Source organism: Nocardia amamiensis NBRC 102102 (assembly GCF_001612745.1).
GTDB lineage: Bacteria > Actinomycetota > Actinomycetes > Mycobacteriales > Mycobacteriaceae > Nocardia > Nocardia amamiensis.
On sequence record NZ_BDBA01000015.1, the window covers coordinates 1 to 22,857 of the forward strand.

The 22,857-nt window shown below is 63.4% G+C and carries 26 protein-coding genes and 1 tRNA gene; 9 read left to right on the forward strand and 18 right to left on the reverse strand.

Translation table 11 applies throughout. The features are described from left to right. The 4 genes from NA4_RS03930 to NA4_RS03945 form a co-directional block, all read left to right on the forward strand. Window positions 1-3,561, forward strand: a 3,561-nt coding sequence (locus tag NA4_RS03930) for a multifunctional oxoglutarate decarboxylase/oxoglutarate dehydrogenase thiamine pyrophosphate-binding subunit/dihydrolipoyllysine-residue succinyltransferase subunit (protein ID WP_067464101.1), incomplete at its 5' end; no start/stop codon positions are given. Window positions 3,562-3,972: 411 nt separating this feature from the next. Next, a complete protein-coding gene (locus NA4_RS03935; protein ID WP_067463960.1) occupies window positions 3,973-5,103 on the forward strand; it encodes a hypothetical protein in 1,131 nt (376 codons plus the stop codon). Between the two features lie 70 nt (window positions 5,104-5,173). After that, complete coding sequence (locus NA4_RS03940) at window positions 5,174-5,749, forward strand: hypothetical protein (RefSeq protein WP_067463962.1); 576 nt, start codon at window positions 5,174-5,176, stop codon at window positions 5,747-5,749. Further along, complete coding sequence (locus NA4_RS03945) at window positions 5,749-6,213, forward strand: hypothetical protein (RefSeq protein ID WP_157128789.1); 465 nt, start codon at window positions 5,749-5,751, stop codon at window positions 6,211-6,213. The genes NA4_RS03940 and NA4_RS03945 overlap by 1 nt, the downstream gene beginning before the upstream one ends. A gap of 272 nt (window positions 6,214-6,485) precedes the next feature. Here the strand turns inward: NA4_RS03945 and NA4_RS03950 are convergent, their stop codons facing one another. Next, window positions 6,486-6,827 (reverse strand): DoxX family protein, encoded by a 342-nt coding sequence (locus NA4_RS03950; RefSeq protein WP_067463968.1) that lies wholly within the window; start codon window positions 6,825-6,827, stop codon window positions 6,486-6,488. 243 nt (window positions 6,828-7,070) lie between these two features. Here NA4_RS03950 and NA4_RS03955 point away from each other — a divergent pair, with 243 nt between their 5' ends. Beyond that, on the forward strand, window positions 7,071-8,345 hold the full coding sequence (locus NA4_RS03955; RefSeq protein ID WP_067463971.1) for a cytochrome P450 family protein: 1,275 nt from the start codon (window positions 7,071-7,073) through the stop codon (window positions 8,343-8,345). A gap of 3 nt (window positions 8,346-8,348) precedes the next feature. Here NA4_RS03955 and NA4_RS03960 read toward each other — a convergent pair whose 3' ends face one another. The 14 genes from NA4_RS03960 to NA4_RS04015 all read right to left on the reverse strand — a co-directional run bounded on the left by NA4_RS03960 (window position 8,349) and on the right by NA4_RS04015 (window position 17,674). Next, complete coding sequence (locus NA4_RS03960; RefSeq protein ID WP_067463973.1) at window positions 8,349-9,344, reverse strand: AraC family transcriptional regulator; 996 nt, start codon at window positions 9,342-9,344, stop codon at window positions 8,349-8,351. Window positions 9,345-9,485: 141 nt separating this feature from the next. After that, window positions 9,486-10,826, reverse strand: coding sequence for a cytochrome P450 (locus NA4_RS03965; RefSeq protein WP_067464104.1), 1,341 nt, complete (start codon window positions 10,824-10,826; stop codon window positions 9,486-9,488). A gap of 248 nt (window positions 10,827-11,074) precedes the next feature. Then, a tRNA-Asn gene (locus NA4_RS03970) sits at window positions 11,075-11,141 on the reverse strand. Between the two features lie 276 nt (window positions 11,142-11,417). Beyond that, window positions 11,418-12,152 (reverse strand): DUF7873 family protein, encoded by a 735-nt coding sequence (locus tag NA4_RS03975; protein ID WP_067463977.1) that lies wholly within the window; start codon window positions 12,150-12,152, stop codon window positions 11,418-11,420. Between the two features lie 250 nt (window positions 12,153-12,402). Continuing rightward, window positions 12,403-12,774: a YbaB/EbfC family nucleoid-associated protein gene (locus tag NA4_RS03980; protein WP_067463980.1), complete on the reverse strand. Its 372-nt coding sequence runs from the start codon at window positions 12,772-12,774 to the stop codon at window positions 12,403-12,405. 41 nt (window positions 12,775-12,815) lie between these two features. Next, entirely contained in the window at window positions 12,816-13,046 is a 231-nt protein-coding gene (locus tag NA4_RS03985) for a DUF7683 domain-containing protein (RefSeq protein ID WP_067463983.1), read from the reverse strand. A 27-nt stretch (window positions 13,047-13,073) separates the two neighbouring features. Next, window positions 13,074-13,331, reverse strand: coding sequence for a DUF7683 domain-containing protein (locus NA4_RS44015; RefSeq protein WP_444980032.1), 258 nt, complete (start codon window positions 13,329-13,331; stop codon window positions 13,074-13,076). A gap of 1 nt (window position 13,332) precedes the next feature. Further along, complete coding sequence (locus tag NA4_RS42060; protein ID WP_218022248.1) at window positions 13,333-14,538, reverse strand: colicin E3/pyocin S6 family cytotoxin; 1,206 nt, start codon at window positions 14,536-14,538, stop codon at window positions 13,333-13,335. After that, entirely contained in the window at window positions 14,538-14,825 is a 288-nt protein-coding gene (locus tag NA4_RS03995) for a WXG100 family type VII secretion target (protein ID WP_067463989.1), read from the reverse strand. Before NA4_RS03995 ends, NA4_RS42060 begins: the two co-directional genes overlap by 1 nt. Continuing rightward, entirely contained in the window at window positions 14,825-15,133 is a 309-nt protein-coding gene (locus NA4_RS04000) for a WXG100 family type VII secretion target (RefSeq protein ID WP_067463992.1), read from the reverse strand. Before NA4_RS04000 ends, NA4_RS03995 begins: the two co-directional genes overlap by 1 nt. Before the next feature lie 74 nt (window positions 15,134-15,207). Beyond that, window positions 15,208-16,116, reverse strand: a complete 909-nt coding sequence (locus NA4_RS04005; RefSeq protein WP_067463995.1) for an aminoglycoside phosphotransferase family protein — start codon at window positions 16,114-16,116, stop codon at window positions 15,208-15,210. Next, window positions 16,113-16,601 (reverse strand): NsdA family TPR-like regulatory protein, encoded by a 489-nt coding sequence (locus NA4_RS04010; protein ID WP_507763393.1) that lies wholly within the window; start codon window positions 16,599-16,601, stop codon window positions 16,113-16,115. The genes NA4_RS04005 and NA4_RS04010 overlap by 4 nt, the downstream gene beginning before the upstream one ends. Before the next feature lie 34 nt (window positions 16,602-16,635). After that, entirely contained in the window at window positions 16,636-16,953 is a 318-nt protein-coding gene (locus NA4_RS38675) for a DUF397 domain-containing protein (protein WP_084496789.1), read from the reverse strand. Next, window positions 16,868-17,674 (reverse strand): helix-turn-helix domain-containing protein, encoded by an 807-nt coding sequence (locus tag NA4_RS04015; RefSeq protein ID WP_067464001.1) that lies wholly within the window; start codon window positions 17,672-17,674, stop codon window positions 16,868-16,870. The genes NA4_RS38675 and NA4_RS04015 overlap by 86 nt, the downstream gene beginning before the upstream one ends. Before the next feature lie 610 nt (window positions 17,675-18,284). Between NA4_RS04015 and NA4_RS04020 the strand changes: the two genes are divergently transcribed. Beyond that, window positions 18,285-18,500 (forward strand): hypothetical protein, encoded by a 216-nt coding sequence (locus NA4_RS04020; RefSeq protein WP_067464004.1) that lies wholly within the window; start codon window positions 18,285-18,287, stop codon window positions 18,498-18,500. A gap of 34 nt (window positions 18,501-18,534) precedes the next feature. On the opposite strand, the gene NA4_RS04025 is transcribed toward NA4_RS04020, so the two are convergent. Next, window positions 18,535-18,777: a hypothetical protein gene (locus tag NA4_RS04025; RefSeq protein ID WP_157128791.1), complete on the reverse strand. Its 243-nt coding sequence runs from the start codon at window positions 18,775-18,777 to the stop codon at window positions 18,535-18,537. A gap of 431 nt (window positions 18,778-19,208) precedes the next feature. Here NA4_RS04025 and NA4_RS04030 point away from each other — a divergent pair, with 431 nt between their 5' ends. From NA4_RS04030 to NA4_RS04040, 3 genes are all read left to right on the forward strand, one after another. Then, complete coding sequence (locus tag NA4_RS04030; RefSeq protein WP_157128792.1) at window positions 19,209-19,496, forward strand: hypothetical protein; 288 nt, start codon at window positions 19,209-19,211, stop codon at window positions 19,494-19,496. 39 nt (window positions 19,497-19,535) lie between these two features. After that, complete coding sequence (locus tag NA4_RS04035; protein WP_067464013.1) at window positions 19,536-19,961, forward strand: hypothetical protein; 426 nt, start codon at window positions 19,536-19,538, stop codon at window positions 19,959-19,961. A gap of 184 nt (window positions 19,962-20,145) precedes the next feature. Further along, a complete protein-coding gene (locus tag NA4_RS04040; RefSeq protein WP_084496790.1) occupies window positions 20,146-21,693 on the forward strand; it encodes a DUF8426 domain-containing protein in 1,548 nt (515 codons plus the stop codon). A 98-nt stretch (window positions 21,694-21,791) separates the two neighbouring features. Here NA4_RS04040 and NA4_RS04045 read toward each other — a convergent pair whose 3' ends face one another. Beyond that, complete coding sequence (locus NA4_RS04045) at window positions 21,792-22,349, reverse strand: PIN domain-containing protein (RefSeq protein ID WP_067464016.1); 558 nt, start codon at window positions 22,347-22,349, stop codon at window positions 21,792-21,794. Then, entirely contained in the window at window positions 22,349-22,825 is a 477-nt protein-coding gene (locus tag NA4_RS04050; protein WP_067464019.1) for an excisionase family DNA-binding protein, read from the reverse strand. The genes NA4_RS04045 and NA4_RS04050 overlap by 1 nt, the downstream gene beginning before the upstream one ends. Between the last annotated feature and the right edge of the window lie 32 nt (window positions 22,826-22,857).

Sequence of the window (22,857 nt, forward strand, 5' to 3'; positions counted from 1 at the left end):
GTCACCCCGGCTCCCAAGCCCGCTGCCGCCAAGCCTGCTCCCGCTCCCGCGCCCGCGGCACCGAAAACGCCCGCCCCGGCTGCTCCGAAGCCCGCGACGGTGACCGCCCGCACTCCGCAGACCACTCCGGCGCCCACGTCGAACGCCGCGCCCACCTCCGGCCCGAAGCAGGCCGAGACCGCCACCGACGAGGCCAAGGTGCTGCGTGGCGCCGCCGCGGCGGTGGCGAAGAACATGGCCGCTTCGCTGAGCATCCCCACCGCGACCAGCGTGCGCGCCATCCCGGCCAAGCTGATGATCGACAACCGTCTGGTCATCAACAACCACCTCGCCCGCACCCGGGGCGGCAAGATCTCCTTCACCCACCTGCTCGGCTACGCCATCGTGCAGGCGGTCAAGGCGTTCCCCAACATGAACCGGCACTACGCCGAGGTCGACGGCAAGCCGAACGCGGTCACCCCCGCGCACACCAACCTCGGCCTCGCCATCGACCTGCCGGGCAAGGACGGCAACCGCTCGCTGGTCGTCGCGGCCATCAAGGGTTGCGAGGCGATGACTTTCGGGCAGTTCCACACCGCCTACGAGGACATCGTCCGCCGCGCCCGCGACGGCAAGCTGACCGCCGAGGACTTCTCCGGCGTCACCATCTCGCTGACCAACCCGGGCACCATCGGCACCGTGCACTCGGTGCCCCGCCTGATGCACGGTCAGGGCGCGATCATCGGCGCCGGCGCCATGGAGTACCCCGCCGAGTTCCAGGGGATGAGCGACGAGCGCATCGCCGAGCTGGGCGTCGGCAAGCTCATGACGCTGACCTCCACCTACGACCACCGCATCATCCAGGGCGCGGAGTCCGGCGACTTCCTGCGCACCATCCACACACTGCTGATCTCCGACGAGTTCTACGACGAGATCTTCCACGGCCTCGGGGTGCCCTACGAGCCGGTCCGCTGGCGCAAGGACATGCGCGAGCGCGGCGTCGACAAGAGCGCCCGCGTGCTGGAGATGATCGCGGCCTACCGCAACCGCGGCCACCTGATGGCCGACACCGACCCGCTGCGGCTGGTCAAGGACAAGTTCCGCAGCCACCCGGACCTGGACGTCACTCAGCACGGCCTGACCTTGTGGGACCTGGACCGCACCTTCAACGTGGCGGGCTTCCACGGCCAGGAACGGATGAAGCTGCGCGACGTGCTGTCCATCCTGCGCGACGCCTACTGCCGCCACGTGGGCGTCGAGTACACCCACATCCTCGATCCCGAGCAGCTGGAGTGGATCCAGGAGCGGGTCGAGCAGAAGCACGCGAAGCCGACTGTCGCGCAACAGAAGTACATCCTGAACCGGCTGAACGCGGCGGAGGCCTTCGAGACCTTCCTGCAGACCAAGTACGTCGGGCAGAAGCGCTTCTCGCTGGAGGGCGCCGAGGCCGTCATCCCGATGATGGACGCGGTGATCGACCAGTGCGCCGAGCACAGCCTCGACGAGGTCGTCATCGGCATGCCGCACCGCGGTCGCCTCAATGTGCTGGCCAATATCGTCGGCAAGCCGTACTCGAAGATCTTCACCGAGTTCGAGGGCAACATGAACCCGGCCGGCGCACACGGCTCCGGCGACGTGAAGTACCACCTCGGCGCGCACGGCACCTACCTGCAGATGTTCGGCGACAACGAGATCGAGGTTTCGCTCACCGCCAACCCCTCGCACCTGGAGGCGGTCGACCCGGTCCTGGAGGGCCTGGTCCGCGCCAAGCAGGACCTGCTGGACAAGGGCGACGGGCCCGAGGGCTACTCCGTCGTGCCGCTGATGCTGCACGGTGACGCCGCGTTCGCGGGTCAGGGCGTGGTCGCGGAAACGCTGAACCTGTCGGGTCTGCGCGGCTACCGGGTCGGCGGCACAATCCACATCGTGGTGAACAACCAGATCGGCTTCACCACCGCGCCGGAGAACAGCCGCTCCACCGAGTACTCCACCGACATCGCGAAGTTCATCGGCGCGCCGATCTTCCACGTCAACGGCGACGACCCGGAGGCGTGCGACTGGGTGGCGCGCCTGGCGGTCGACTTCAAGCAGAAGTTCCGCAAGGACGTCGTGATCGACATGATCTGCTACCGCCGCCGCGGCCACAACGAGGGCGACGACCCGTCGATGACCCAGCCGTACATGTACGACGTCATCGACACCAAGCGCTCGGTGCGCAAGGCGTACACCGAGAGCCTGATCGGTCGTGGCGACATCTCGCTGAAAGAGGCCGAGGACGCGCTGCGCGACTACCAGGGCCAGCTGGAGCGGGTGTTCAACGAGGTCCGCGAGCTGGAGAAGTACTCGCCGGAGCCGAGCGAGTCGGTCGAGGGCGACCAGCCGGTGCCCGGAACCGTCGTCACGGCCGTGGACAAGGCGATTCTGCAGCGCATCGGCGACGCGTTCCTGGGCGTGCCCGACGGCTTCAACGTGCACCCGCGCGTCAAGCCGGTGCTGGAGAAGCGCCGCGAGATGGCCTACGAGGGCAAGGTCGACTGGGCCTTCGCCGAGCTGCTCGCGTTCGGCACGCTGATCGACGAGGGCCGCGCGGTGCGCCTGACCGGTCAGGACTCCCGCCGCGGCACGTTCACCCAGCGGCACGCGGTGATCATCGACCGCAAGACCGCCGACGAGTACACCCCGCTGCACAACATCGGCAGCGAGAACCCGGGCTGGTTCGCGGTGCACGACTCGGCGCTGAGCGAATTCGCCGCCGTCGGTTTCGAATACGGCTACTCGCTGGGCAACCCCAACGCACTCGTGTTGTGGGAGGCGCAGTTCGGTGACTTCGTCAACGGCGCGCAGTCGATCATCGACGAGTTCATCTCCTCCGGTGAGGCCAAGTGGGGCCAGCTCTCCGACGTCGTGCTGCTGCTGCCGCACGGCCACGAGGGCCAGGGCCCGGACCACACCTCCGGCCGCATCGAGCGCTTCCTACAGCTGTGCGCGGAGGGCTCGATGACCGTCGCGGTGCCGTCCACCCCGGCGAACTACTTCCACCTGCTGCGCCGCCACGCCTTGGACGGCATCCGCCGCCCGCTGATCGTCTTCACCCCGAAGTCGATGCTGCGCAACAAGGCCGTGGTCTCCGACCTGAAGGACTTCACCGAGAGCAAGTTCCGCTCGGTCTTCGACGAGCCTGCCTACGAGCAGGGCATCGGCGACCGCGCCAAGGTCAAGCGCATCCTGATGACCAGCGGCAAGCTCTACTACGAGCTGGCCGCCGAAAAGGCCAAGCAGAAGCGCGAAGACGTCGCGATCGTCCGCATCGAGCAGCTCTACCCGCTGCCCGTCCGTCGCCTGAACGAGGCCCTCGAGGGCTACCCCAACGCCACCGACCTGGCCTGGGTCCAGGAAGAACCGGCCAACCAGGGCGCCTGGCCCTTCTTCGGCCTCAACCTCCCGGAAACCCTTCCGACCCGCTTCACCAAACTCCGCCGGATCTCGCGGCGCGCCATGTCGGCCCCGTCCTCGGGGTCCAGCAAGGTGCACGCGGTGGAACAGGCGGAGATCATCGCGGAGGCGTTCGAACCGACTGCGTAAAATCCAGTCCCGAAACTCGGGCCGAATCACTCTCTTCCGCAGAGTGATTCGGCCCGTTTCACGTCTTATCACCAGGTCCAACAAGACACCGGCGTCGATGCCATGCAATCGCTGGACCCGATGATCGAGATCACCGGTCCTGGGGTCGCGGCATGCCCCTGCAGGGCTGGGCCCCCGACGGCGGCGGGAACTGAACGCCAACCTGGCGAATCAATGAGGCTAGACTGATCACGAACATCACTGTCGGCCATCGGGACTGAGCATTGCTCCTTCGGCCCGCAGCGGTGCGTACACATGACACACGAATTGGGGGGCCAATGCTTATTGCGCGTGGCGTCCGGCACTTTCCTGGTGGGGGCCTGCTGGTAGCTCGAACCGATTCCGGGCTGGCCTGGGTGCTCCGGAGGCAGCATGGATAACTTCACGGTCGACTTGTCCAGCCTTGCGGGCTTCGAGCTGGATCTGCAGGACGTCGGGACAAACTTTTCCTCGAACGCCTCACGCCTGCTATCGGCCGTGTCGCTGCCCACCGGCTCGACGGGACTCATGGCCACTCTGACATCGTCGTTGGAGAAGTTCCACAGTGCGATATCCACAGCGCAGCAACGCGATCTGGCGGCACTCGGTACCCTCGGCACCAACCTCGCTACCGCGGGAACCAGATATCTAGCGAGCGACGACAACTCCGCCAACGCGCTTTCGGCAGCATCGGCGAACACTTTCGGAGACAAGGGCGCACCCGATCGATCAGCCGATTCCCTGGGCGCCAGCCGCTTCAGTGGGTTGCAGCTGCCCAGCCTGCCGGAAGTGCAGGAAAATCAGTACGCCGTCCGCCAAGTGGTTACGGCCGGTATCGAGTTGATCTCCCCATACGATGAGCCGTTGAGCCGAACAATCGGCATCAAGCCAGCAGCGGACTACCTTTCCCCGCTGGTGGCGGACTGGGAAGCACTGCAAGCCATCGGCAAGCGGATCGGCCTGCTCGGGATCAACGACTATGTGGCCTCAGAAAATCTGGTCGGCGGATCCACATGGCTGCAACGCAACTGGTCCGGGGACGCTGCACAGGCCTTCGGCGCGATGGCGGGCGGCCTCGGACAATCGGTGGCCGGTCGGAGCTCCGATCTGGATGCGGTGTCGAAGATCGTCGAGAATGGTGCGGCCTGCCTCGAGCGGCTGGTATACAACCAGGCAATGGGGCTCAGCGGCGGACTCGCACAGTCGATGAAATTTCTCGGCTTCACCCTCCCGCTGGGAGTGTGGGCGCAACTGATCGATAAGCCCATGCAGGGTTCCATGAGGGCGGAGATAATCTCGGCGGTCGATACGCTGAAGAAATCAGCGGACTCCAGACAGAATGCGATGACGACAATTATCGAACGATTTTCCCAGACGTTGGATTACACGCCCGGGCGCGCGATCCCGTCGCTCGATGCGAGTGAATTCGAGCTTCCAGAGAAGGTGGTTGTCGATTTGGGTGTCATGCGGTACGGGTTCGGCAACAATGTGTGGTGGGAGAGCAGCATTGCATCCGCCACCTGATCCGCCGATTCCGTCGAGCCATCCGAAGTTCGGATCGGATACGAGCGTACTGAACAGATCGGAAGCAGGGGTGATCAGTGTCACCACGGCCCCGGCAGTTCTTGCCTATTTCGACAGCAAGGGGTACGAATTCGCAGCCGATATCTTCGGGGCATACTTGGGCAATAACGGCCCCGACTACGAGTACATAATAAGTACGAGAAACGTCGAGAAAGTTGTCAAGACCCGGGCTGTCGCAGGGAAAGCCCAGGAGCAGCTGGATTTCATCAAAATGGAAGCCAAGCAATACACGGATCGGGTCGGAGTGTGGCATGAGATCACATCCTCTTGGGAGCCGGTCCGGGTGACCGATGACTCCGATGTGACACTGGCGCTCGGAGACTTCTCGGTTGCGGTCGGGAGCGACGTCAGAGTGCAATCCACCGAGGGCCAGCCGCCTTCGGCGGAGATACGGTACCGAATATATATCTATGACCTATACGATTTCGACAAGTCGGCGGAATGGTCAGGAGATATCGAACTGTCCGTCAAGAAAGGTCTCAATCACGATATGAGGCAATTGGAGGAGGCCGGATGGGCGCGCAGTTTCAAAGCCCGTGGCGACACCCAATTCCTCGGGGGATACACGTGGTCGGGAGCGATTTGATGAGTGCGATCCGAACCCGTAGTCGCATGAAAATGAGCGGGATACCGATGCTGGCCGGTCTTCTCGTTATCACCGGCTGTGGCACGTCCGACTCCGACGCGTTGGACGATATAGGCAAGTGCGGAAATATTCATTTCCCGAACAGCGCGAGCGTGGTTGCGCACCACCGTGAAGATCTGTTCGGGGGAGATCGGGTGGCAGAGGTCGTCGTCGACCTCCCGCGCGGCGAGCTGGACTCCTTCAAGACGCTGTCCCATCTCGGCCAATTCGAGGCGGGAGCAGTCCCGAGCTACTGGAAAGAATTCTACTGGCAGAATATGCGGGACAGTGGTGTAGCAGACGCACTGCAGCAGGATGCCAAAAACGAATATTTCAAAGAGTCCGATGGGAACTCCGGGCGATGGCTGGTGGTCCACGATCTCGGTGCAGATACGACTCGGATCTTTGCTCGCGGGTCATGTTGAGCGGCGACCTGGACCCATCCTCGGGGGACTCAGCGCTGTCATCGAATGCGAGCGGCTCCGGCGCGCTCCGTGACGGATTCACTCGGTGAGCGCGGGTGTCACAACTTCATTGCAGCCCAGCATGATTCACAGCTTCACGATCTCGATCTCCGGACCGCACAACAACGCCATGCCCTCGGGGTCCGACGTCACCACCGTGACCAGCCCGCGAACCGAGCTTGTCATCGTCAGCGGCAGTCTCGACCGCCGGAAACTCTGGGCACTCCACCGGTTCAGGTAAAAGCGTTGAGGGCCAACGTTGCCACGACGAGGGCCAGCACGACGATGTCCGCGATCACCGCCGTGACGGTGTCGCGAACGCGAAGCCGGGCCACAATCGCTCCCACCATCAGCGCAGTCAGGCCGGCGAGCGCGGCCACCCCCAGCGGTCGGAAGTAGATGCCGATCAATGCGCCCAGGGCTCCGGCCACCTCCAGCGCGCCGGTCAGGCGCCATAGCGCAGGCGAGACACGCAGGTGATCGCGGATCTCGAGCGACTGCCGCAGGCCGACGAGCTTCACCATGCCGGTCACGAAGAACAGGAGACCGACGGCCACGGTCAGAACTGTTGTCATGCTGGAGACCGTAGCCACTGGCAATGAGGTACGCGCAGCGGAGCCGGTCGTCGAGATGGCACCCAGCACCGGAACCAGTCTCTGGCACGGTTGGCCTTCATATTGGCACGTTCGGTACTGCCCGTCCGACCGGCGCGATGCGAGACTATGGCCTCGTTGTTCGCACCGGCCGTGTCACCGTCGAGTCGAGCCGGTGCGTCGGTTTGCGCTGCTTCACACCTGAAATCTCTGGAGCGACTTTCCATGACCACCCCGCAGTTTCCGTCGCATGCCTCACCTTGTCCGGTTGGTCACGGCTCGCCGAGCGGTGCCGACGGACCGCGCGTGCCGCTGTATTCGCCGGAATTCGCCGCCGATCCCCATCGCGCCTACCGTGAGATGCGCAAGCAGTTCGGCTCCATGGTGCCGGTTGATCTGGCGCCGTCGGTGCCGGCGACGCTGGTGATCGACTATCGCACTGCTGTGCGAATCCTCCATGACCCCGAGCATTTTCCGGCGGACCCTCGCGTCTGGCAGAAGAACATCCCCGCAGACTGCCCGGTCCTGCCGTTGATGGAGTGGCGGCCGCTGGCGAGCAGAAGCGCCGGAGTGGAATTCGAACGCTACCGGCAGGCGATCACCGCGAGTATCCAGGAAGTCGATCTGAATGCCCTGCACGCCACCGTGGAGGAGATCGCCGTCCCGCTGATCAACACCTTCTGCCGGGCGGGTACGGCCGACCTGATGAGTCAATACGCGTTTCCGGTGGCGTTCGAAGTCGTCAATATCCAACTCGGTTGCCCGCCTGAAATCGGGCGGCGGGCCACGGCGGCGTTGGCCGCGATGTTCGAGGGTATCGAGGCGGAGAAGGGCAACGCCATGCTCAGTGAGGCTCTGCTGCAGCTGGTCGCGCTCAAACGGGCACAGCCGGGCGACGACATCACCACGCGGCTGCTGCGGCACCCGGCCGGACTCGACGACATCGAACTGCTCAACCAGTTGGCCGGCTTCTACGCTGCGGCGTTCGAGCTGCAACAGAATCTGATTGCCAACACGCTGCTGTTGATCCTCACCGACGACCGGTTCGCGGGCGGCGTTCTCGGCGGGACCCTTTCCACCCGTGATGCCCTCGACGAGGTCTTGTTCAACGACCCACCCCTTGCGAACCTGTGCATCAGCTATCCCAGGCAACCGATCCTCATCGACGAGGTCTGGCTGCCTGCGCATCAACCGGTCGTCGTCAGCATGGCCGCCTGCAACAACGACCCCTCGATCCGCGCCGAGGAGCTGGTCGGCAACCGCTCGCATCTGGCGTGGGGTCTCGGCCCGCACGCCTGCCCCGCGCGATCGATGGCCTACCTGATCGCTCAGGACGCCATCGATCAGTTGCTCGACGCGCTACCCGAGATGCGGCTTGCCGCACCGTCTGGCGAACCGACCTGGCGGCCCGGCCCGTTCCACCGAGCCCTGGCCGCTCTCCCCGTCGACTTCCCGCAGACTCCTCCGTTGAACGCCTCGACCGCACCGGGACGGGAGTAGCTCTCACCAGGTAGCCGGTGGGGGCTGGGTGGACCATCGCCGCCGGGCCCGGTAGAACGCACCGGTGTCGGAGTACCCCAGGCGCCGAGCCAACGACATCGAGTCACCCGGATTCATCTGGGAAAGAACCTCGAGGCGAGCACGGCGAGCACGGTCGAGTTCCTGACTCCAGGTGGTTCCCTCCTCCGCGAGACGCCGTTGCATACTGCGCTTGCTCGTCGCCAACCGCCGTGCCGCGCGATCCACGGTCACCGGACCGTCACCCAGCATTGCCGTCAACACATGGTGCACTCGGCCCGACCACGTCGCCTCGCGGTGGTGCGGTGGCGGCAGCGTCGCCGCGTACCGCAGCAGGATCTCGGCGAGCACCGGGTCGGCGGTTCGCATCGGCAGCTCCAGATCGGACTTCCGGAATGTGATCTGATCGGTCGGCGCGCCGAAGTCGATCCGATCGGTGCCGAACAATTCGACGAGATGACCGTGCCGGCGCGGCGCTTGCTGGTGGAAGCAGACTCGGACGGCATTCACCTGCCGCCCGGTCACATATCGAGCGCGAATCACGTTGCTCGCGAGCGCGAACTGCATGGCCAGCTCGCGTCCGCGTCCCTGTCCACGGAGCATCCGAATGTCGAGACCCACTTCGTTCTCGGACCCGCCGACGAGTGCGAACGCGAGATTGGTGGTGATGATTCCGAGATGCGGCCGAATCAGTGCCAGCCCCTCGCCCAGGGTCGGTGCCGTGGTGAGCAGGTAGTCGAACAAACCCAGCCGTCCCGGAACATAGGTCGCCGCACTGTGTAACGCCACGACCGGATCTCCCAACTCGTGTTCGACCAGTTCCCACAGCCGCACATAACTGTCACTGGGCACCATCAGGTCACTGCTCGACCAGACCCAATCCGGCAAAGCCGCCGCACGCGCCAGCTGATGCCGTGGCGATTCGGCCAAGCCCAGACTGTCGAGGACGAACTTGGGCAAAATCACCTGATCCGTGGTCATCTTTTTCAACGTCCTGGCCGGGAAGCAATCGGGCACTGTCGATGTGTCACAAAGCATTCGAAACCAAAGTGACACGGCGACTCGAAATCGTACCCATGTTTCTCGTGCCATGGCGTGCCGGCGCCGGGCGGGCACGGCGGATCAGCGGCCGCGCTCCGTCAGGGTCAGAAACAGGTTCCGCGGACTGAACGTGGTCCCGACCGCCTTCTCGAAGGTGGAGCCGGGTTGTGCGCACAGACGCCACCTACCCGCTATCGTCGCCAATGCCAGGGTCGCTTCGACGACAGCGAAGACGTCTCCGATGCACTTGCGCGATCCTCCGCCGAACTGCACCATCGCCTCGCGCGGGATCTCACCGACCCGCTCCGGTGACCAGCGGTCGGGATCGAACCGCTCCGGATCGGCGAACAGCCTCGAATCCCGGTGCACCACATACGGGCTGAACATCACCGAAGCGCCCTTCGGAATCCGGAACCCGCCGAGCTCGACGTCTTCGGTGGCACGGCGGGTCAGTATCCAAGCGGGCGGATAGCAGCGCAGGGACTCGCTGATCACCTGGGCGGTATAGGTCAGCTGCCGGCAATCGGCGTACTCGGCCGGTCGCCCGGCCAGGACCTGATCCACCTCGGCGTGGAGCCGGGCCTCCACCTCGGGATGCTCCGTCAGCAGGTAGAACACCCACGAAAGCGTCGCCGCCGTGGTTTCCGCACCGGCCACCAGGATCGTCGTGATCTGATCGTGGATCTCTTGATCGGACAACGCGGCACCCGCCTCCGCATCACGCGCGTTGAGCAGCATGCCGAGCAGATCGCGCGCACTCGATTCGTCCCGCCGATAATTGGCGATCACTCGGTCGACCATCGGGTGCAGCCGCGCCAACCTCTTGGCCCACTCCCGGTTGCGCGGAAGCGGCAGTTTGTTCAGCACCGGCAGTGGGCTGACCATCTTCTTGTACAGCAGGTCGAATATTCGCGGCAGACCATGCTGTATCTCGGCCGCCAGATCATTGCCCAGATCCGAGGAGATCAGGGTCTTTCCCGTCACCGCCAGTGTCAGCGCCGTCATCTCCTCCCGGACGTCGAGGACCCGGCCTTCCTCCCAGGTGGCGGTTTGCTCGATGATCTGGTTTCGCATGATCTCCGCATAGTGCGCGATCCGATCACGACGAAAGGCCGGTTGCATCAGCAGTCTCTGGCGCCGGTGCTCCTCACCTTCGGAACTGAGCAACCCGTTGCCGATCAATTCCCCTGCGTTTTCGACGGCCGCGCCCTTGTCGAAGTGGCGCTGCTCGACAACAAGAGCCTGTCGAACCAACTCAGCGGAGCTCAACACGTACACGCCCTGCGGCCCGAGCTTGATCCGCACGATGTCGGACTGCTCCCGCAGCGACTCGAAGAATTCCAGCGGGTTCCTCCGAAGTCGCAACGCGTGGCCCAGTAACGGAATTCCGCCGCTTGCTGCGGGTATCACGGAAGCAGACATCGAGACTCCAATGCATGTGGGCGAGCAGGATGACACGAGCTCGGAGGCAAATCGCTCGTCGCCGTCGAACTCATCGGCGACACGCTCGACCGAAGGACACGGCACGTCGATGATCGAATATCGCGGCGTTGCTGACGAGAACAAAGCGCGCCAATCCTGCGGCGTGTTGTGCCATGCTCGGACCGACATGACCAAGAGTCCGACGGCAAGCGGAGGAGCCGGGCTATACCCTGCCCGGCTCCTCCTGTTACGAGCGGGATTCGAACCCGCACCCGTCGGATTAACAGTCCGATGCTCTGCCGATTGAGCTATCGCTGCACCATCTGTGACCCCTGCGCCCGCGAGTGCGTTTCAGGATGATGTACCCCGCGCGTTGCCATTACGCTACAGCGCCACGTAGAGGCGCTGCCCGGACTCGAACCGGGATTTCGGGGGTGCGTCGCGTTCACACCCATGAGCTCGAGGTCGATGGTGTTGTTGAGCTTGGAGCAAGAGCTTGAGTCTCATCGGCTGGGCACTGCCCCGCCGTCAGCTCGAGTTTCAATTTCAGCTTGTGCTCCATCCCCCCGAAGGGGGAGTCTTTGGCCCCGGTTATCCGAACAGATAGCCGAGGATCGCCTCGCCCGGCTCGACGTCGGTCACCGCGGTCGAATTCGCTGTCTCCCGAGCATACTTCACCGCATCGGTCAGCTTCCCGAGCCGAGCACGCATCTCACTGACCTCCTTGGCCGGCAACGCTCCCGAGAACTTCGTGGTCGTCCAACGTCCGACCACCACGTCCTCGTGATAGACCTGCACCTGGGCCGGGTGCTTGTCAGTGGCGGCCGCCAGCACATGGTTGCGCGGCACCTTCTTGGTCCGCACCGTCTGGCTGGGCTCGGTCGCGTAGCAGTCCGTCACATCGTCGAACGACCAAGCCTCAGCCGGGTCGAGCGTCGGCAGCTTGGCGATGAACGACTTCAATTCACCCAGCTGCTTCTCCAGGAACAACAGGTAAGTCACCGGCAGGTCCGTGGCGAGCGTGTTTCCGTCCACCACCAGGTCGGCCTTCGCCGAGCAGTTGGCCACGTCCTTCGTGGCGGTGACGTTCAACAGCCTGGCCAGGGTCGCCGTGACATCCGCGATCACCTCGCTGACCCGAACCTGCACCCGCTTCGACTCCGGCGGAAGCGCCTCACCTTCGTCATCCAACGGCCGGTAGGTACGGGAAATACCAGCCAGCAGCTCGGTCTTGCCCACCCGCTGGTACGCGGCGGTCAGGTCAGCGTTCGCCTGAGACTTCGCACCCTTCTCGATGGCGATGAGCTGGTTCAGCTTGGTGGTCACGATATTCCTCTCCGTTGCCCGATCCGCAACGGTGCAACCGTAGAGGAACCGGCATCACGTCCGCCAGCGAATTTCCGGTTCTCCTAAGACTATTCGGCAGCGATCACTCCTGACGACCTCTGGGATCCTTCGGTGCGTCGGTGTCCGAGGTGGCAAGATTCCACACCGAGAGTGCAGAACAACCGAAGAAGCTCGGCTAGTGGAGAAGATTCACCGGCAAGGACCGACCGAAGCCGAAATGGCACGCGGATCAGGGTCGGCTTCCGGGCTTGGCCTGGTCGCCCAAAGTCTCGCGGAGGAATGCCATCGCGGCGGCGGCATCGGGGTCCTCGACATACGGGCGTGACGTGGCCTCTACCTGGTGCTGCGCGTCCGACTGTGCACGCTGGATGGTCTCCAGCAGTACCCGCGCGAGCCGGGCTTCGCCAAGGCGAAGCGCCTGTGGCGTGAGCCGCAAATCGGTGACCTTGCCGTGCGCGTCCACAGTGACGCCCAGCTCACCGTTCCGGGAGCCGGCCCGGACCGTTATCTGTGCGAGGGCCTGCCTCAAGGCGTAATTCTTGCGCCGCCATTCCGCTACGGCACGACGCTGCTCCTCGTTCCATTGGTCCAAATAGTCCACGACGACTCCTGGGGGTCAGATCGTTCAGGCAGTGAGCTGGGCTACTCTCGGTAGAAGCCGACCTGGTAGTCGCAGGTGTCCTCGATCGCGAACGGTTCGCTGATGTATCGAGCGAGCTCGCCTACCTGTGCCCGGGTAACGTCGTAGCCATATATTTCGATTCCTTCATCAATATTCAGAAACCGCTTCAGCGCTGCAAGATCGATGCCGCGCAGTGGGTACTCGTCGACCAGGTGCCCAGACTGCCTATCATAGGCTTCCAGGTAGTTCAATTGCCCTCCAAAGATCTGGTCAACAGTCTAGTCTCGATAGTATTCGACTTGATAGTCGCATGAGCTATCTACTGCGAAGTCACCGACAATGTATTTTGTTAATCTGGGCAGTATCGACAAGGGCACATCGTATCCCCCAGCTTCCGGAGGGTACTGGATACCATCTATCTCATAGCTGTCCCCGAACTCGAGTAGATCCTTCAGTGTTGCGGTATCCAAACCGATCAATGGATAGTCTCGCACCAGTATTTCGGATTCCTTATCGAATGCTCCCAAGTACCACATATCACTTCTCCGGGCTGCGTGTAGGATCTGGCGGCTTTGTCTGATTCCCCGTATTCGGGTCGTACTCGCCTAGATGTTTTCCGTTCTTGCTGTACTTCTCCACAGCGCCGTGCTGATAGTCCCACTCGTAGATGTTTCCATCATTGTCTACCCATCGTTTTCGCCTGCCAAGGCGTTTTGCCGGTTTCGCCTTTGGAAAGCCTGGCAAATCTTTCGGTGGCGGATTGTAATGCCAGTTGCTTCCGCCTGCGTTCGTGCTGGCGTTGAACTGAGTCGGATTGGCTTCGAGGAGTGGTTGCAGGTCCGTGGCAATGCCGATGACTGCCGCGCCCGCAGCGACCGTGACTCCTGTTGCGAGAGCGGCGGCTGCGTCGAACGCGATGAGTACGGTGACGATAGCCGCTCCGGCGGAGCTGCCTGCTGCGGCTGTCGTCCCAACGGCACCCGTTCCAGCGGTGAAGATGCCGACCAGCACCCCGGCGATGATTCCGACGCCAACCGCGCCCGCGAGGATGGCGAGGATCTTCTGGTGCGCATCCTCGATCTGCTGTGCCCAGTCGTCACATGCTCTGGCGAGACTCTCGTATTGCGTAGCGACGGTCTCGACGCTCGTGAACACCGCGTCCATCTGGGCAAGCGCCTGTGGCAGTTCGTCCGAGGCGATTTCCTCGAGGTTCAGCCACGCCTGCCCGGTGCCGTCGCTGGCATTGCGTAACCCTTTAGCCGCGTCTCTCCACGCTTTTCCGAGTCTCCGCAGCTTCTCCGGGTCTCCGTTCGGCCAAGTGTGGCCCTGCAGCCAGCTGCTGACCAGTTCCCAGCCGAATGGTGGATCTGTGTCACCGCCGAATGCACCCTTGAATATGGGCGCCGTCGTGGTCTCGAGGACCGCGGGCGCCGGGTCCGGCGTCTCGGGAGGTGTCTTGTTGAGTTTCTCGGTATTGACATGATTGACGGCGGTGAAGGCAAGTAGGTCATGGAGCTTGCCGAATGCGTTGACGATGTTGGTTCCGGCGGCCACGGCATTGAACGCGGCCGGGTCGTAACTGCTGGCCCAGGTGCGGCCGGCGCTGTCGCTGCCCGCGCAGCCCCAGTCCTTGTCGAGCGCCGTGGCGAGTGTCCGGACGACACCGTCGGCGTTGTGGCGGGCGGCTTCGTACAGTGTCGCCGCGTTGGACAGGACGCCCGGGTCCATGGTGATGGGCGCCATCAGGGCCACATTCGTCGATTGTGGGCAATATTGGCCAGGTACCGGTCCCGCGCGGCGCGTACGGCGTTTTCGAGTTCCGCGAGAGCCGTCTTCATGTCGTTCATCTCACGGTGCCAGGTGTCATGTTTCGACCGATGTGCGTCCGCCGCACTGCCTTCCCACTCGATGTGCAGCGCAGCGACTTCGCGCTCGACATCGGCGATGCGTTGCTCGATCTGCTGGCCGATTCGTCGAGCCTTGTCCACGAGTGTCAGAATCCGGTCGGTGTCCGCAGTGTAGGCGGACATCACGGATTGCCCAGGTTGAACTGAACGTACGTAAGGTCGCTCGCGTTGCTGTTGTCGGTCTTCACGTACCTGTCAGCGGCTTGATGGATCAACGCCGCATCCTCGCTGAGAGCGGCAGCGACCTTCCGAGCGGAATCCACCCACTCGACCCATAACGCGGCGTGTGTATCGGCCGCCTCGCCAGTCCAATCGGCGGACATCAGCGCGTCGGCTTCCTTGCGCAACGCCTCGACGTCGTCCCAGAACTCATTCGCCCTTGCCGACATCCGCTCGGCCGCGGCGTGCATCTGTTCGGGATTGCTATGCACCTTGCGACGCTACCACGGAGACGAGGGCGGATCGCCGAGTGGAATTTCTAAGCCGCAGTAGGGCTTCCGCGGTCTCAAGACACCGCCGTCCATCGCACCTCGCGGTCCCCGCGCCGCAGGGACGAGATCCGTACCCTCAGCTGTTCGGCCGCTGTCGGCTTGTCAGGCGCCAGCCGGATATACGCGCCAACAGAGTGCAGCTCGGCGATGTCACGGAGCAGATGCCAATGCGGCCAAGCCAGGAGGTCGTATCCGTAGGCGTCGAAGAATCGGCGCCGGTCGATCTCCGGCTCGTGAAAGTGATCCGGTAGCCCGCTGACGAGATCCAGTTCCCGTGGACCGATGCAGCACTGGTCCCAGTCGATCAGGACAAAGCCCCGGTCGGTGTGGACAGCGTTCTCGGAGTGGGCGTCTGCGTGGATCAAGCCGCGACCCAAGGGGAATTCGGCAGCGTTGTAGGCGTCGACCAGTTCGTCCGCGCGTGTGGCGATCCACAGATGATCGTCGGCATCGAGCGCCGGGCGCGTTCGGCTGGCATCCAACGTGAGCGCCTCGCGCAACCGATGCAACGGCCGGTATTCGGGTACCGGCAAGGGTGGGCGTGGTAAATGGTGTAAGCGCCGGAGCACTCCAGCAATGTCCGTCGAGCTCGCTAGCGTCCGCGTCGGACAGTATGGCCAAAAGGTGGCAACCACCCCGGCCGCGATGACGGGTTGCTCACCAGGAAGAGGGCATAGCCCGATCGGCTCACCGTCCTGTTCGTTCAGCCACCGTGTGACGGCGACGCCGGTATTGGCACGCGCTCGCCTGAGGTCTGTGTCCGGAGCCATCCGCACGATTACGCCGCCGTTGCCCTCGCCCGCCAGCAGGTACACCGCGTTCGACCGGTGGTGCAGCAACTCCGCGCCATCAGTGACAATCCCGAAGGCCGCGCATACCGCTTTCAGCGCATCTACGCTGGGGAGTCCACTGGCGTCGGTCACGGCGCGACCGCAGTAACCGTGTCGATCTCTTCGCGCATCTCAGCGACCGCGGGATGGCGATCGTATCGAGCGGCGATCGTACCGAGGTCACGCAACCGCGTGCAGCAACGTTCTGACGACACCACCGTGATGGCAGTGATCGCGTCGCGGCCACAGGTCGCCGCGCTGCCGTAGTCACCAACCTGGAGGTACGCACCAGCGAGCGTCGGCAGCGCTACGGCACGACTCCGGGCATGTTCGATCGCGTGCCCGTTGATTGCAGTAGTCAGGTGCTCTATGGCCGCGGGCGCGGCAGTCGCATCCGTCAACGAGAGCAGGTAATACGAGTGCCCTTGCTGCGCGATGATTTCCGCATGCGTGACGAACGACGCCCATGGTGGAGTGTTGTCGGCACTTTCGGCGCAGTAGAGACCCTCGGCCGTGCCCATCGCTCGCCGCATCTGTTCAACCTTCCTGAGTGCCGCCCAGCACCCGCGGGTGTCCAGGTGACTGCTGGTAAGTACTCATGCGGCTAACACATCAAACGGCGAGGTCATCGAACTCCCCCGCTTTGCATCCCTCCAGCCAGGCGCTGAACTCAGCCCGAGTGAACTCGAGGGTTCCGGCTTCTGGTGCGCTACTGTTGCAGACCAACACGCCGCCCGGAATTGCAGCAACTTCAACACAAGTCTCCGAGCTGGTGAAGCTCGACTTCTGCCGGTTGGCGTGTCCCTCAGCATCACTCTGGGCCCAGCGCTGAACTGAGCCTTGCTCAGCATGATCCCCCACTCCATTGCTCGGCCAGCCGCAATATGTACTGACGTGATTCCTTTGGGGACAACGCGGTCCGGCATGCATGGTCGAACACAGCGGAGAAGGACGCAACGTCGGCAACGTCGGTGATGAACTGTCCGCTACCATGCCTTTCGAAATGCACCCGCTCGGCACCTCCCCACGGGTGTGCCATGATCGTGAAGTCCCCCATCCGCAGAGCTTCGTACATCCCTGCGTCGAAGGTGGTGATCCTGATCGTCACGTTCGGCAGGTCCGCTAATTCAGCCATCGCAGTCAACTGCTCAGCCATCACCGAACCGTCGCCCATACGAAGGTGCAGAACAGACTCCGGCTGGACAACATCAATCGTCAGATCGCCATTGCGTACACGCTTCTGTCGATGGAGTCGCTGGTCGATCATCCGCTGGATGGATGGGTCCGACATGCCAACAATGCCGACGGTGCTGCCGATACTCGCGAGGTACCGAGGCGTCTGCAAAAGCCCGTGTACGGCCCGAGGCTCGTGTGTGCGAATCTTGGTCGCGGACTGCTCCATTCCGAGATAAGCGACCAACCACTCTGGAATCTCGTCAACTTGCGGGACGACACCGTTGAGCATCGCGTCCAACTCACGCATGGACACACTGATCGCCTCGGCATACCGCTCCCGCTGAGTCAGTTGCGGCGTGGACTCACCACGCTCCCACTTACCAAGCGTCGTTCGGTCGACCCCTACGAACTCAGCGATCTGCTCCTGAGTCTTCCCCGATGCCTTCCGCGCGTCGATCAGCCGCTTGCGTCGCATGCACACATCATAGGCGTCTCTTGAGTGCCGTGGATCATATTTGTTTGAAGCGTCAAGCTATCAGTGCGCCCGATAGGGAAGCGATGCCGCGAAACTTCGCAACCCGATCCGACGCCGTCATCACGTTGGACCGGGCGCACCCACAAACATGAACGAGCATCCAGGGGGCCACCATGTCCGCATCCGCCGTAGCGGACGCGCTCGGCCGGTGTCACTACTACCGGACTGTATGCCAATTGCCTTGCCACATAGATGAATCCGGGCGGATTGCACTCACCATCGGCGGTCGTGTCCGCGCACTCACCACTCCGGAACCACTCGGACGCGCGATCCGTGAGTACCTGCTCGCCCGCTCACTGGCCGGACCGATCGTGTGGCACCGATCGGGGAGATACACATTTCTCACGGGTTATTCCGCTGAGGCCGAGGATCATTCGCCCTACGCGCGCACACTGCTGCGGACCAACTCTCTAATCATCCCATCCCTCGGCATAGTCGCACTTCCCTCCCCCACGGACCAAGGCAACTATCGCCGATGGATAGAACCGGCTCGCGACGGCTACCGCCCATGCCTGAAGACGGTGCTGGACGCCCTGATCGCCTGCGCGCCATGATTGCTTCCAGTACGCCACGTCCCGGCGAACCCGACCTCCACCTGAGCATCTTCCTGCACGGAACACGGCTGGACTACGCCGCCTGCCGCACGGCGGCTCTTCGCTTCATCGCGGAATGGCACGCCCACGAGCGCGAACCGATCACCGTCATCCCCGGCCCAACGGGTGGTCTCAGCCGGTTGCCGTGCGAGCGCCTTTACCTGGAGCCGTGACCGCTATCAGTGGGTAGGGGCCGATGACTTCCCATCAATCCGCCGGCAACGTCCGCAGAAGATCCGCAACCTCCACGGTGAACTCGTCCACAGGCCCGTTGATCACGCACAAATCCTCGTGCAGCGCATCGAGGAGAGTCCTCGCCTCGGTAAATTCTCCTGTGCTAGCGAGTACTTCACCAAGGTCGTAGCGCAGGAGCAATGCCGTTTCGCCACCGTCACCGTTCGCGGCAACGACTTCATCGAGCACCGAACGCAATCCCGCGATGGCCGCCAAGCAGTCGACCACACCAGCCTTCGACGCAGGAACATCTGCACTACAGCAGATCCCATCCGAGAAGTACACGCTTCACGCCACGCCACACACCTCCCTCCGCCGCGCCTGGCGTGTGGCAAGCCGCCTCCTCCTCAGGAGGCGGCGCCGACCCTGACCCACCCGACAACGCGATCACGGGGACGAATAGCCGTCCCACCCCGGCCTGCCGAGGCCACGGCCTGACCTCGCACGCCCATCTCGGCACCGCGGCCGCGCGACGCGGCTTCAATGCCGCTGGGCTGGCCGATGACTCGTAACACGGGGACGGCGAAGCGCGAGATCTCAGGGGCCGCCGACGCCGAAACCCGTCGTCCGCAGGCCCGATGTATCACCGATCGGCAACCTATCCCAACCGCCACCCTCACCGGCACAACTCGCTCGGAGGCAATTCCATGCACAAGATCACCATCGCCGCCGCCCTCGTCGCCACGGCGTCCACCGTCGCCATCGCCGCCGCGGGCACCGCGTCCGCGGAGACGCACGTCCGTCACTATTCCGGGTACGGCGCCGAATTCGCCTGCGACGCCGACAAGATCGCGCTCGGCAGCGTTCCGAACGCGGTCGTCCTCTGCGACCGACTGAACAACGGGGTTTACCGGCTTTCGATCGTGCCCCACCCCGAGGTTCCGCTGCACCTGCTCACGCTCATGGCAACCGGCAGCTTCGACGGACTGTCCTGAACCCGAGCCCCACCCATCAACCTGAAGGACCGTTCAAAGATGACCGAACCATTCCACAAACCGCCGCAGATCGGCGACTCCGCCGCGCCCGTGCCGTACGAACCACCTGCGCCGCATACCGGACCACCCGATTCCGCACCGGCCAATTTCGCGCCGACACCTCGGGACGTGGCCTACCCTCCGCAGGCGATCCCTGGCACAGCCGCAAGCCCGTATTCGACTGCACCACAACCATTGCCGCCCGGATACGGCGTCCCGCTGGGATACCCGCCGCAACCGTACTATCCAGTACCGCCGCAAATGCCGATCGTTTCAGTCACCCAGAACAACACCTCGGGCGGGGTCGTCTATGTCCGCCCCGGCGTCAACCACGGACTGCACTTGGTGCTCACACTACTCACATGCGGAATGTGGGCGCCGATATGGATAATTCTGTGGGTCGTCGACGCCGTGAGTCGTAAGTGATCGAATCGCAATGTTCGGGGGTGCGGAGGCCCGCCAGCGGGCACACCGCACCCCACCTCTCAGTACTCGCAGTCGCGGCCACGTCATACCGGTCGACCCAGCCAAATGCCGAGCGCACAGCCAAGATCTGCGGTATGAATCGGACCGGGGTTCGATGAGCCGCAACGGGAGGGAGGACGGGCTTATGTCCGATGACTTGCAGCACGTGAGGGAACGCCAGGCTTGGCTGATCCGCGCCGGGCGAAATGGAGAACGCGAGAGCCGGGCACTACAGGAAGGCCTCGCGATCCTGGGGTGGTCCGAGGTAGGGGACCTCAGCAAGTACCGAACGTGGCATGAGCTCAAATCCGCGCTGCAGCAAGCATATTCGGATGCGGGCCGAGCGGTGATCGGCAACTGGACCGGGCAGTTGTGGAAGTTCGACAGCGAGATTCAGCATGGCGACTTGGTGGTCATGCCACTCAAGACGCGGCCGGGGTACCTGGCGGTCGGCAGGGTCAGCGGACCGTACGAATACCGGGAGGACGAGCCGAGGGATTTTCGGCAAGTACGAAAAGTCGACTGGCTCCGCACCGACATATCATGGGATGCGGTCCGGCCCGATCTAAGGGCTAGTCTTGGCTCGCTGCTCACAGTTTGCGGCCTCGCCCGCCACAATGCCGCCGCACGCATTGAGCATTTGGCGGACCACGGTACCGATCCCGGCTTCGACGGCGACGAGGAAGCCACCAGTTCGACCGAGCTGCTGGACGATGCCGTGTCCAGGGATCCGTCGAATCCACGTGCGTTGACGATTCGAAGCTTGCTCGAACATTGGGGCGTCGAGCGGCGCACCGCGGCGGCGGTCTCCATGATCAAGGCGGATCTCGCGAGCAACGGCCTGACCACCCGACCCGCGTTCACCGAAGGCGCATTGAGCGACATCGTTGCGCTTGTGCCGCTCGGGACCGAACCCGGGACCGCCGCGGCGGTTACCGGCGCGGTCGAAGATATCGAGAACGTGACCGAGCCTGAGCCGATGTCTCGCCGACTCGGCAGCCTACCCGCGCGGCTTGTGTCCGTGCCGTCATCTGTCGACCTGACATACGCCAAAACCCTGATGCTGCAACATCAGTTCTCTCAGGTCGCCGTTATCGACGAGGACGGAACCTACCACGGTGCAGTCACCTGGGAGTCGATCGGGCAAGCTCACATCGCCAGCGACGATCCGACTCTGACGAACGCAACGGTACCGGCCCTCGTCGTCGACCATGACGCCCTCCTGCTCGATCAAATCGACATGATCTACGACCGAGGATTCATCTTCGTCCGCGATCAGGACCGTGTCAGAGTCACCGGCATCCTCACCGCCTCGGATCTCACCCGGCAGTTCGGCACGCTCGCGAGGCCATTCGTACTCATTGAGGAAGCCGAGAACCGGTTGCGTCGCTCCGCCGACGAACATTTCGACCTCCAGGACCTGAAGGACTCCGTACCCAGCTATCAGAAATCCCGGATCAAGGACGCCTCCGATCTCACCTTCGGTAACTACGTCTACCTCCTGCGTGACGCCGACCGCTGGCGCAAGCTCGGCTGGCGACTCGACCAGGACCAGGTCATCGATCTACTGGAGAAAGTCAAGGATGTGCGGAACGACTTGATGCACTTCGCGACCGATCCACTGTCGGAAGAGAAGTTCGCCGCGGTCACCGGACTCTTGCAATTGCTGCGCACGGCCGAGCCGAACCCGTGATGGCCAGCTCTCCGGGCGCCACCGAAGCGATGCCGTCACCGGATATCCCTGGAACTCGAGCTGGCTCGGGCGCTGACGAGCCGATACACGCACGCTTTTCAGTCGAGACGCCGGCGTACCTCGGCGGCGAAGCCCGGTACCCCAGATCGGTCGAGCACGTCGAGTAGACCCTCGATGTGTTTCGGCGGGCGCTTGTGCTCGGCTACTTGCTTGTACAGCAGCCTGATCACTTGCCCGGGCGCCAGATCCAACATGTCCAGTAGAAAAGCATCAGGGTGTGACAACTCGGGAAAACCGTCGCCGATAGGCCTGACCTTGAAATCTTTGAGATTGAACGTCAGCAGTACGTCCGCGTTACTCTGCAATGCCGCCGCGAGCACATGGCGGTCTTTGGGGTGGTTCTCCATTCTGTCGACGAGGTCTTCGTACCCCTCGACCAACGCGTCAGCGAAGAAACCGTTCATGGCGCTGATCAGGCGGTCGACCACCGCGGCCGAATCGTCACCCGCATGCCTCGCAGAGAGATTCCGCTGCAGCTCGGCCAAGATCTCTGCCGACCACAACGGCTGGATCAGATTTGCCTCCGCCAGACGCAGCACAGTGTCACGCAGGTGGGCCGGATACAAGACGCAAGTGTCGAGGAATACCCGCTGCATCAGTCATGTCGCCTGAGCGGTTCCGAAGGTACGTCGTCGTAAAGACCCAATTCTTCGGAAATCCTGGTCAGCTCAGACAACCCAGCGGCACGCTCGGCACGGCGGTACTCCCGGAACGCCAACACGTCGGTCAGACGAACACGACGATGCCGTCCCGGGCGGGTGAACGGAATTTCCCCCGCGTCCAGGAGCTTCACAAACGTGGGCCTGCTCATGCCGAGCAATTCTGCAGCTTCTTGCGTCGTCAACGTGGTGTGCAAGGGCGCTACCGTGACCGCCTTGCCCTCAGCGAGTGCGAGCGCCACGAGACGCAGCCCCTCGAACACTTCAGCAGGCAAAGTCACGACCTGACCCTCAGCCGAACGGAGGACAGTCGCCCCAGAAGACGCGGGCGTAGAGGATAGGAACCGGCGCACCTCAGCCAGTTGATCAGGATGCTCAGGCAGCAACGTGCGCTCGTTCAACGTCTCGGTCATCACACCTCCTCAGAGACCACAGTATGCCCTGC

What these genes read in the sequence shown, in the direction of transcription:
- NA4_RS03935 (WP_067463960.1), top strand. Translation starts at nt 3,973, where the DNA reads ATGGATAACTTCACGGTCGACTTGTCCAGCCTTGCGGGCTTCGAGCTG.
- NA4_RS03945 (WP_157128789.1), top strand. Translation starts at nt 5,749, where the DNA reads ATGAGTGCGATCCGAACCCGTAGTCGCATGAAAATGAGCGGGATACCG.
- NA4_RS03950 (WP_067463968.1), bottom strand. Translation starts at nt 6,827, where the DNA reads ATGACAACAGTTCTGACCGTGGCCGTCGGTCTCCTGTTCTTCGTGACC.
- NA4_RS03955 (WP_067463971.1), top strand. Translation starts at nt 7,071, where the DNA reads ATGACCACCCCGCAGTTTCCGTCGCATGCCTCACCTTGTCCGGTTGGT.
- NA4_RS03960 (WP_067463973.1), bottom strand. Translation starts at nt 9,344, where the DNA reads ATGACCACGGATCAGGTGATTTTGCCCAAGTTCGTCCTCGACAGTCTG.
- NA4_RS03965 (WP_067464104.1), bottom strand. Translation starts at nt 10,826, where the DNA reads ATGTCTGCTTCCGTGATACCCGCAGCAAGCGGCGGAATTCCGTTACTG.
- NA4_RS44015 (WP_444980032.1), bottom strand. Translation starts at nt 13,331, where the DNA reads ATGTGGTACTTGGGAGCATTCGATAAGGAATCCGAAATACTGGTGCGA.
- NA4_RS42060 (WP_218022248.1), bottom strand. Translation starts at nt 14,538, where the DNA reads ATGGCGCCCATCACCATGGACCCGGGCGTCCTGTCCAACGCGGCGACA.
- NA4_RS03995 (WP_067463989.1), bottom strand. Translation starts at nt 14,825, where the DNA reads ATGTCCGCCTACACTGCGGACACCGACCGGATTCTGACACTCGTGGAC.
- NA4_RS38675 (WP_084496789.1), bottom strand. Translation starts at nt 16,953, where the DNA reads ATGCATGCCGGACCGCGTTGTCCCCAAAGGAATCACGTCAGTACATAT.
- NA4_RS04015 (WP_067464001.1), bottom strand. Translation starts at nt 17,674, where the DNA reads ATGCGACGCAAGCGGCTGATCGACGCGCGGAAGGCATCGGGGAAGACT.
- NA4_RS04020 (WP_067464004.1), top strand. Translation starts at nt 18,285, where the DNA reads ATGATTGCTTCCAGTACGCCACGTCCCGGCGAACCCGACCTCCACCTG.
- NA4_RS04030 (WP_157128792.1), top strand. Translation starts at nt 19,209, where the DNA reads ATGCACAAGATCACCATCGCCGCCGCCCTCGTCGCCACGGCGTCCACC.
- NA4_RS04035 (WP_067464013.1), top strand. Translation starts at nt 19,536, where the DNA reads ATGACCGAACCATTCCACAAACCGCCGCAGATCGGCGACTCCGCCGCG.
- NA4_RS04040 (WP_084496790.1), top strand. Translation starts at nt 20,146, where the DNA reads ATGTCCGATGACTTGCAGCACGTGAGGGAACGCCAGGCTTGGCTGATC.
- NA4_RS04045 (WP_067464016.1), bottom strand. Translation starts at nt 22,349, where the DNA reads ATGCAGCGGGTATTCCTCGACACTTGCGTCTTGTATCCGGCCCACCTG.
- NA4_RS04050 (WP_067464019.1), bottom strand. Translation starts at nt 22,825, where the DNA reads ATGACCGAGACGTTGAACGAGCGCACGTTGCTGCCTGAGCATCCTGAT.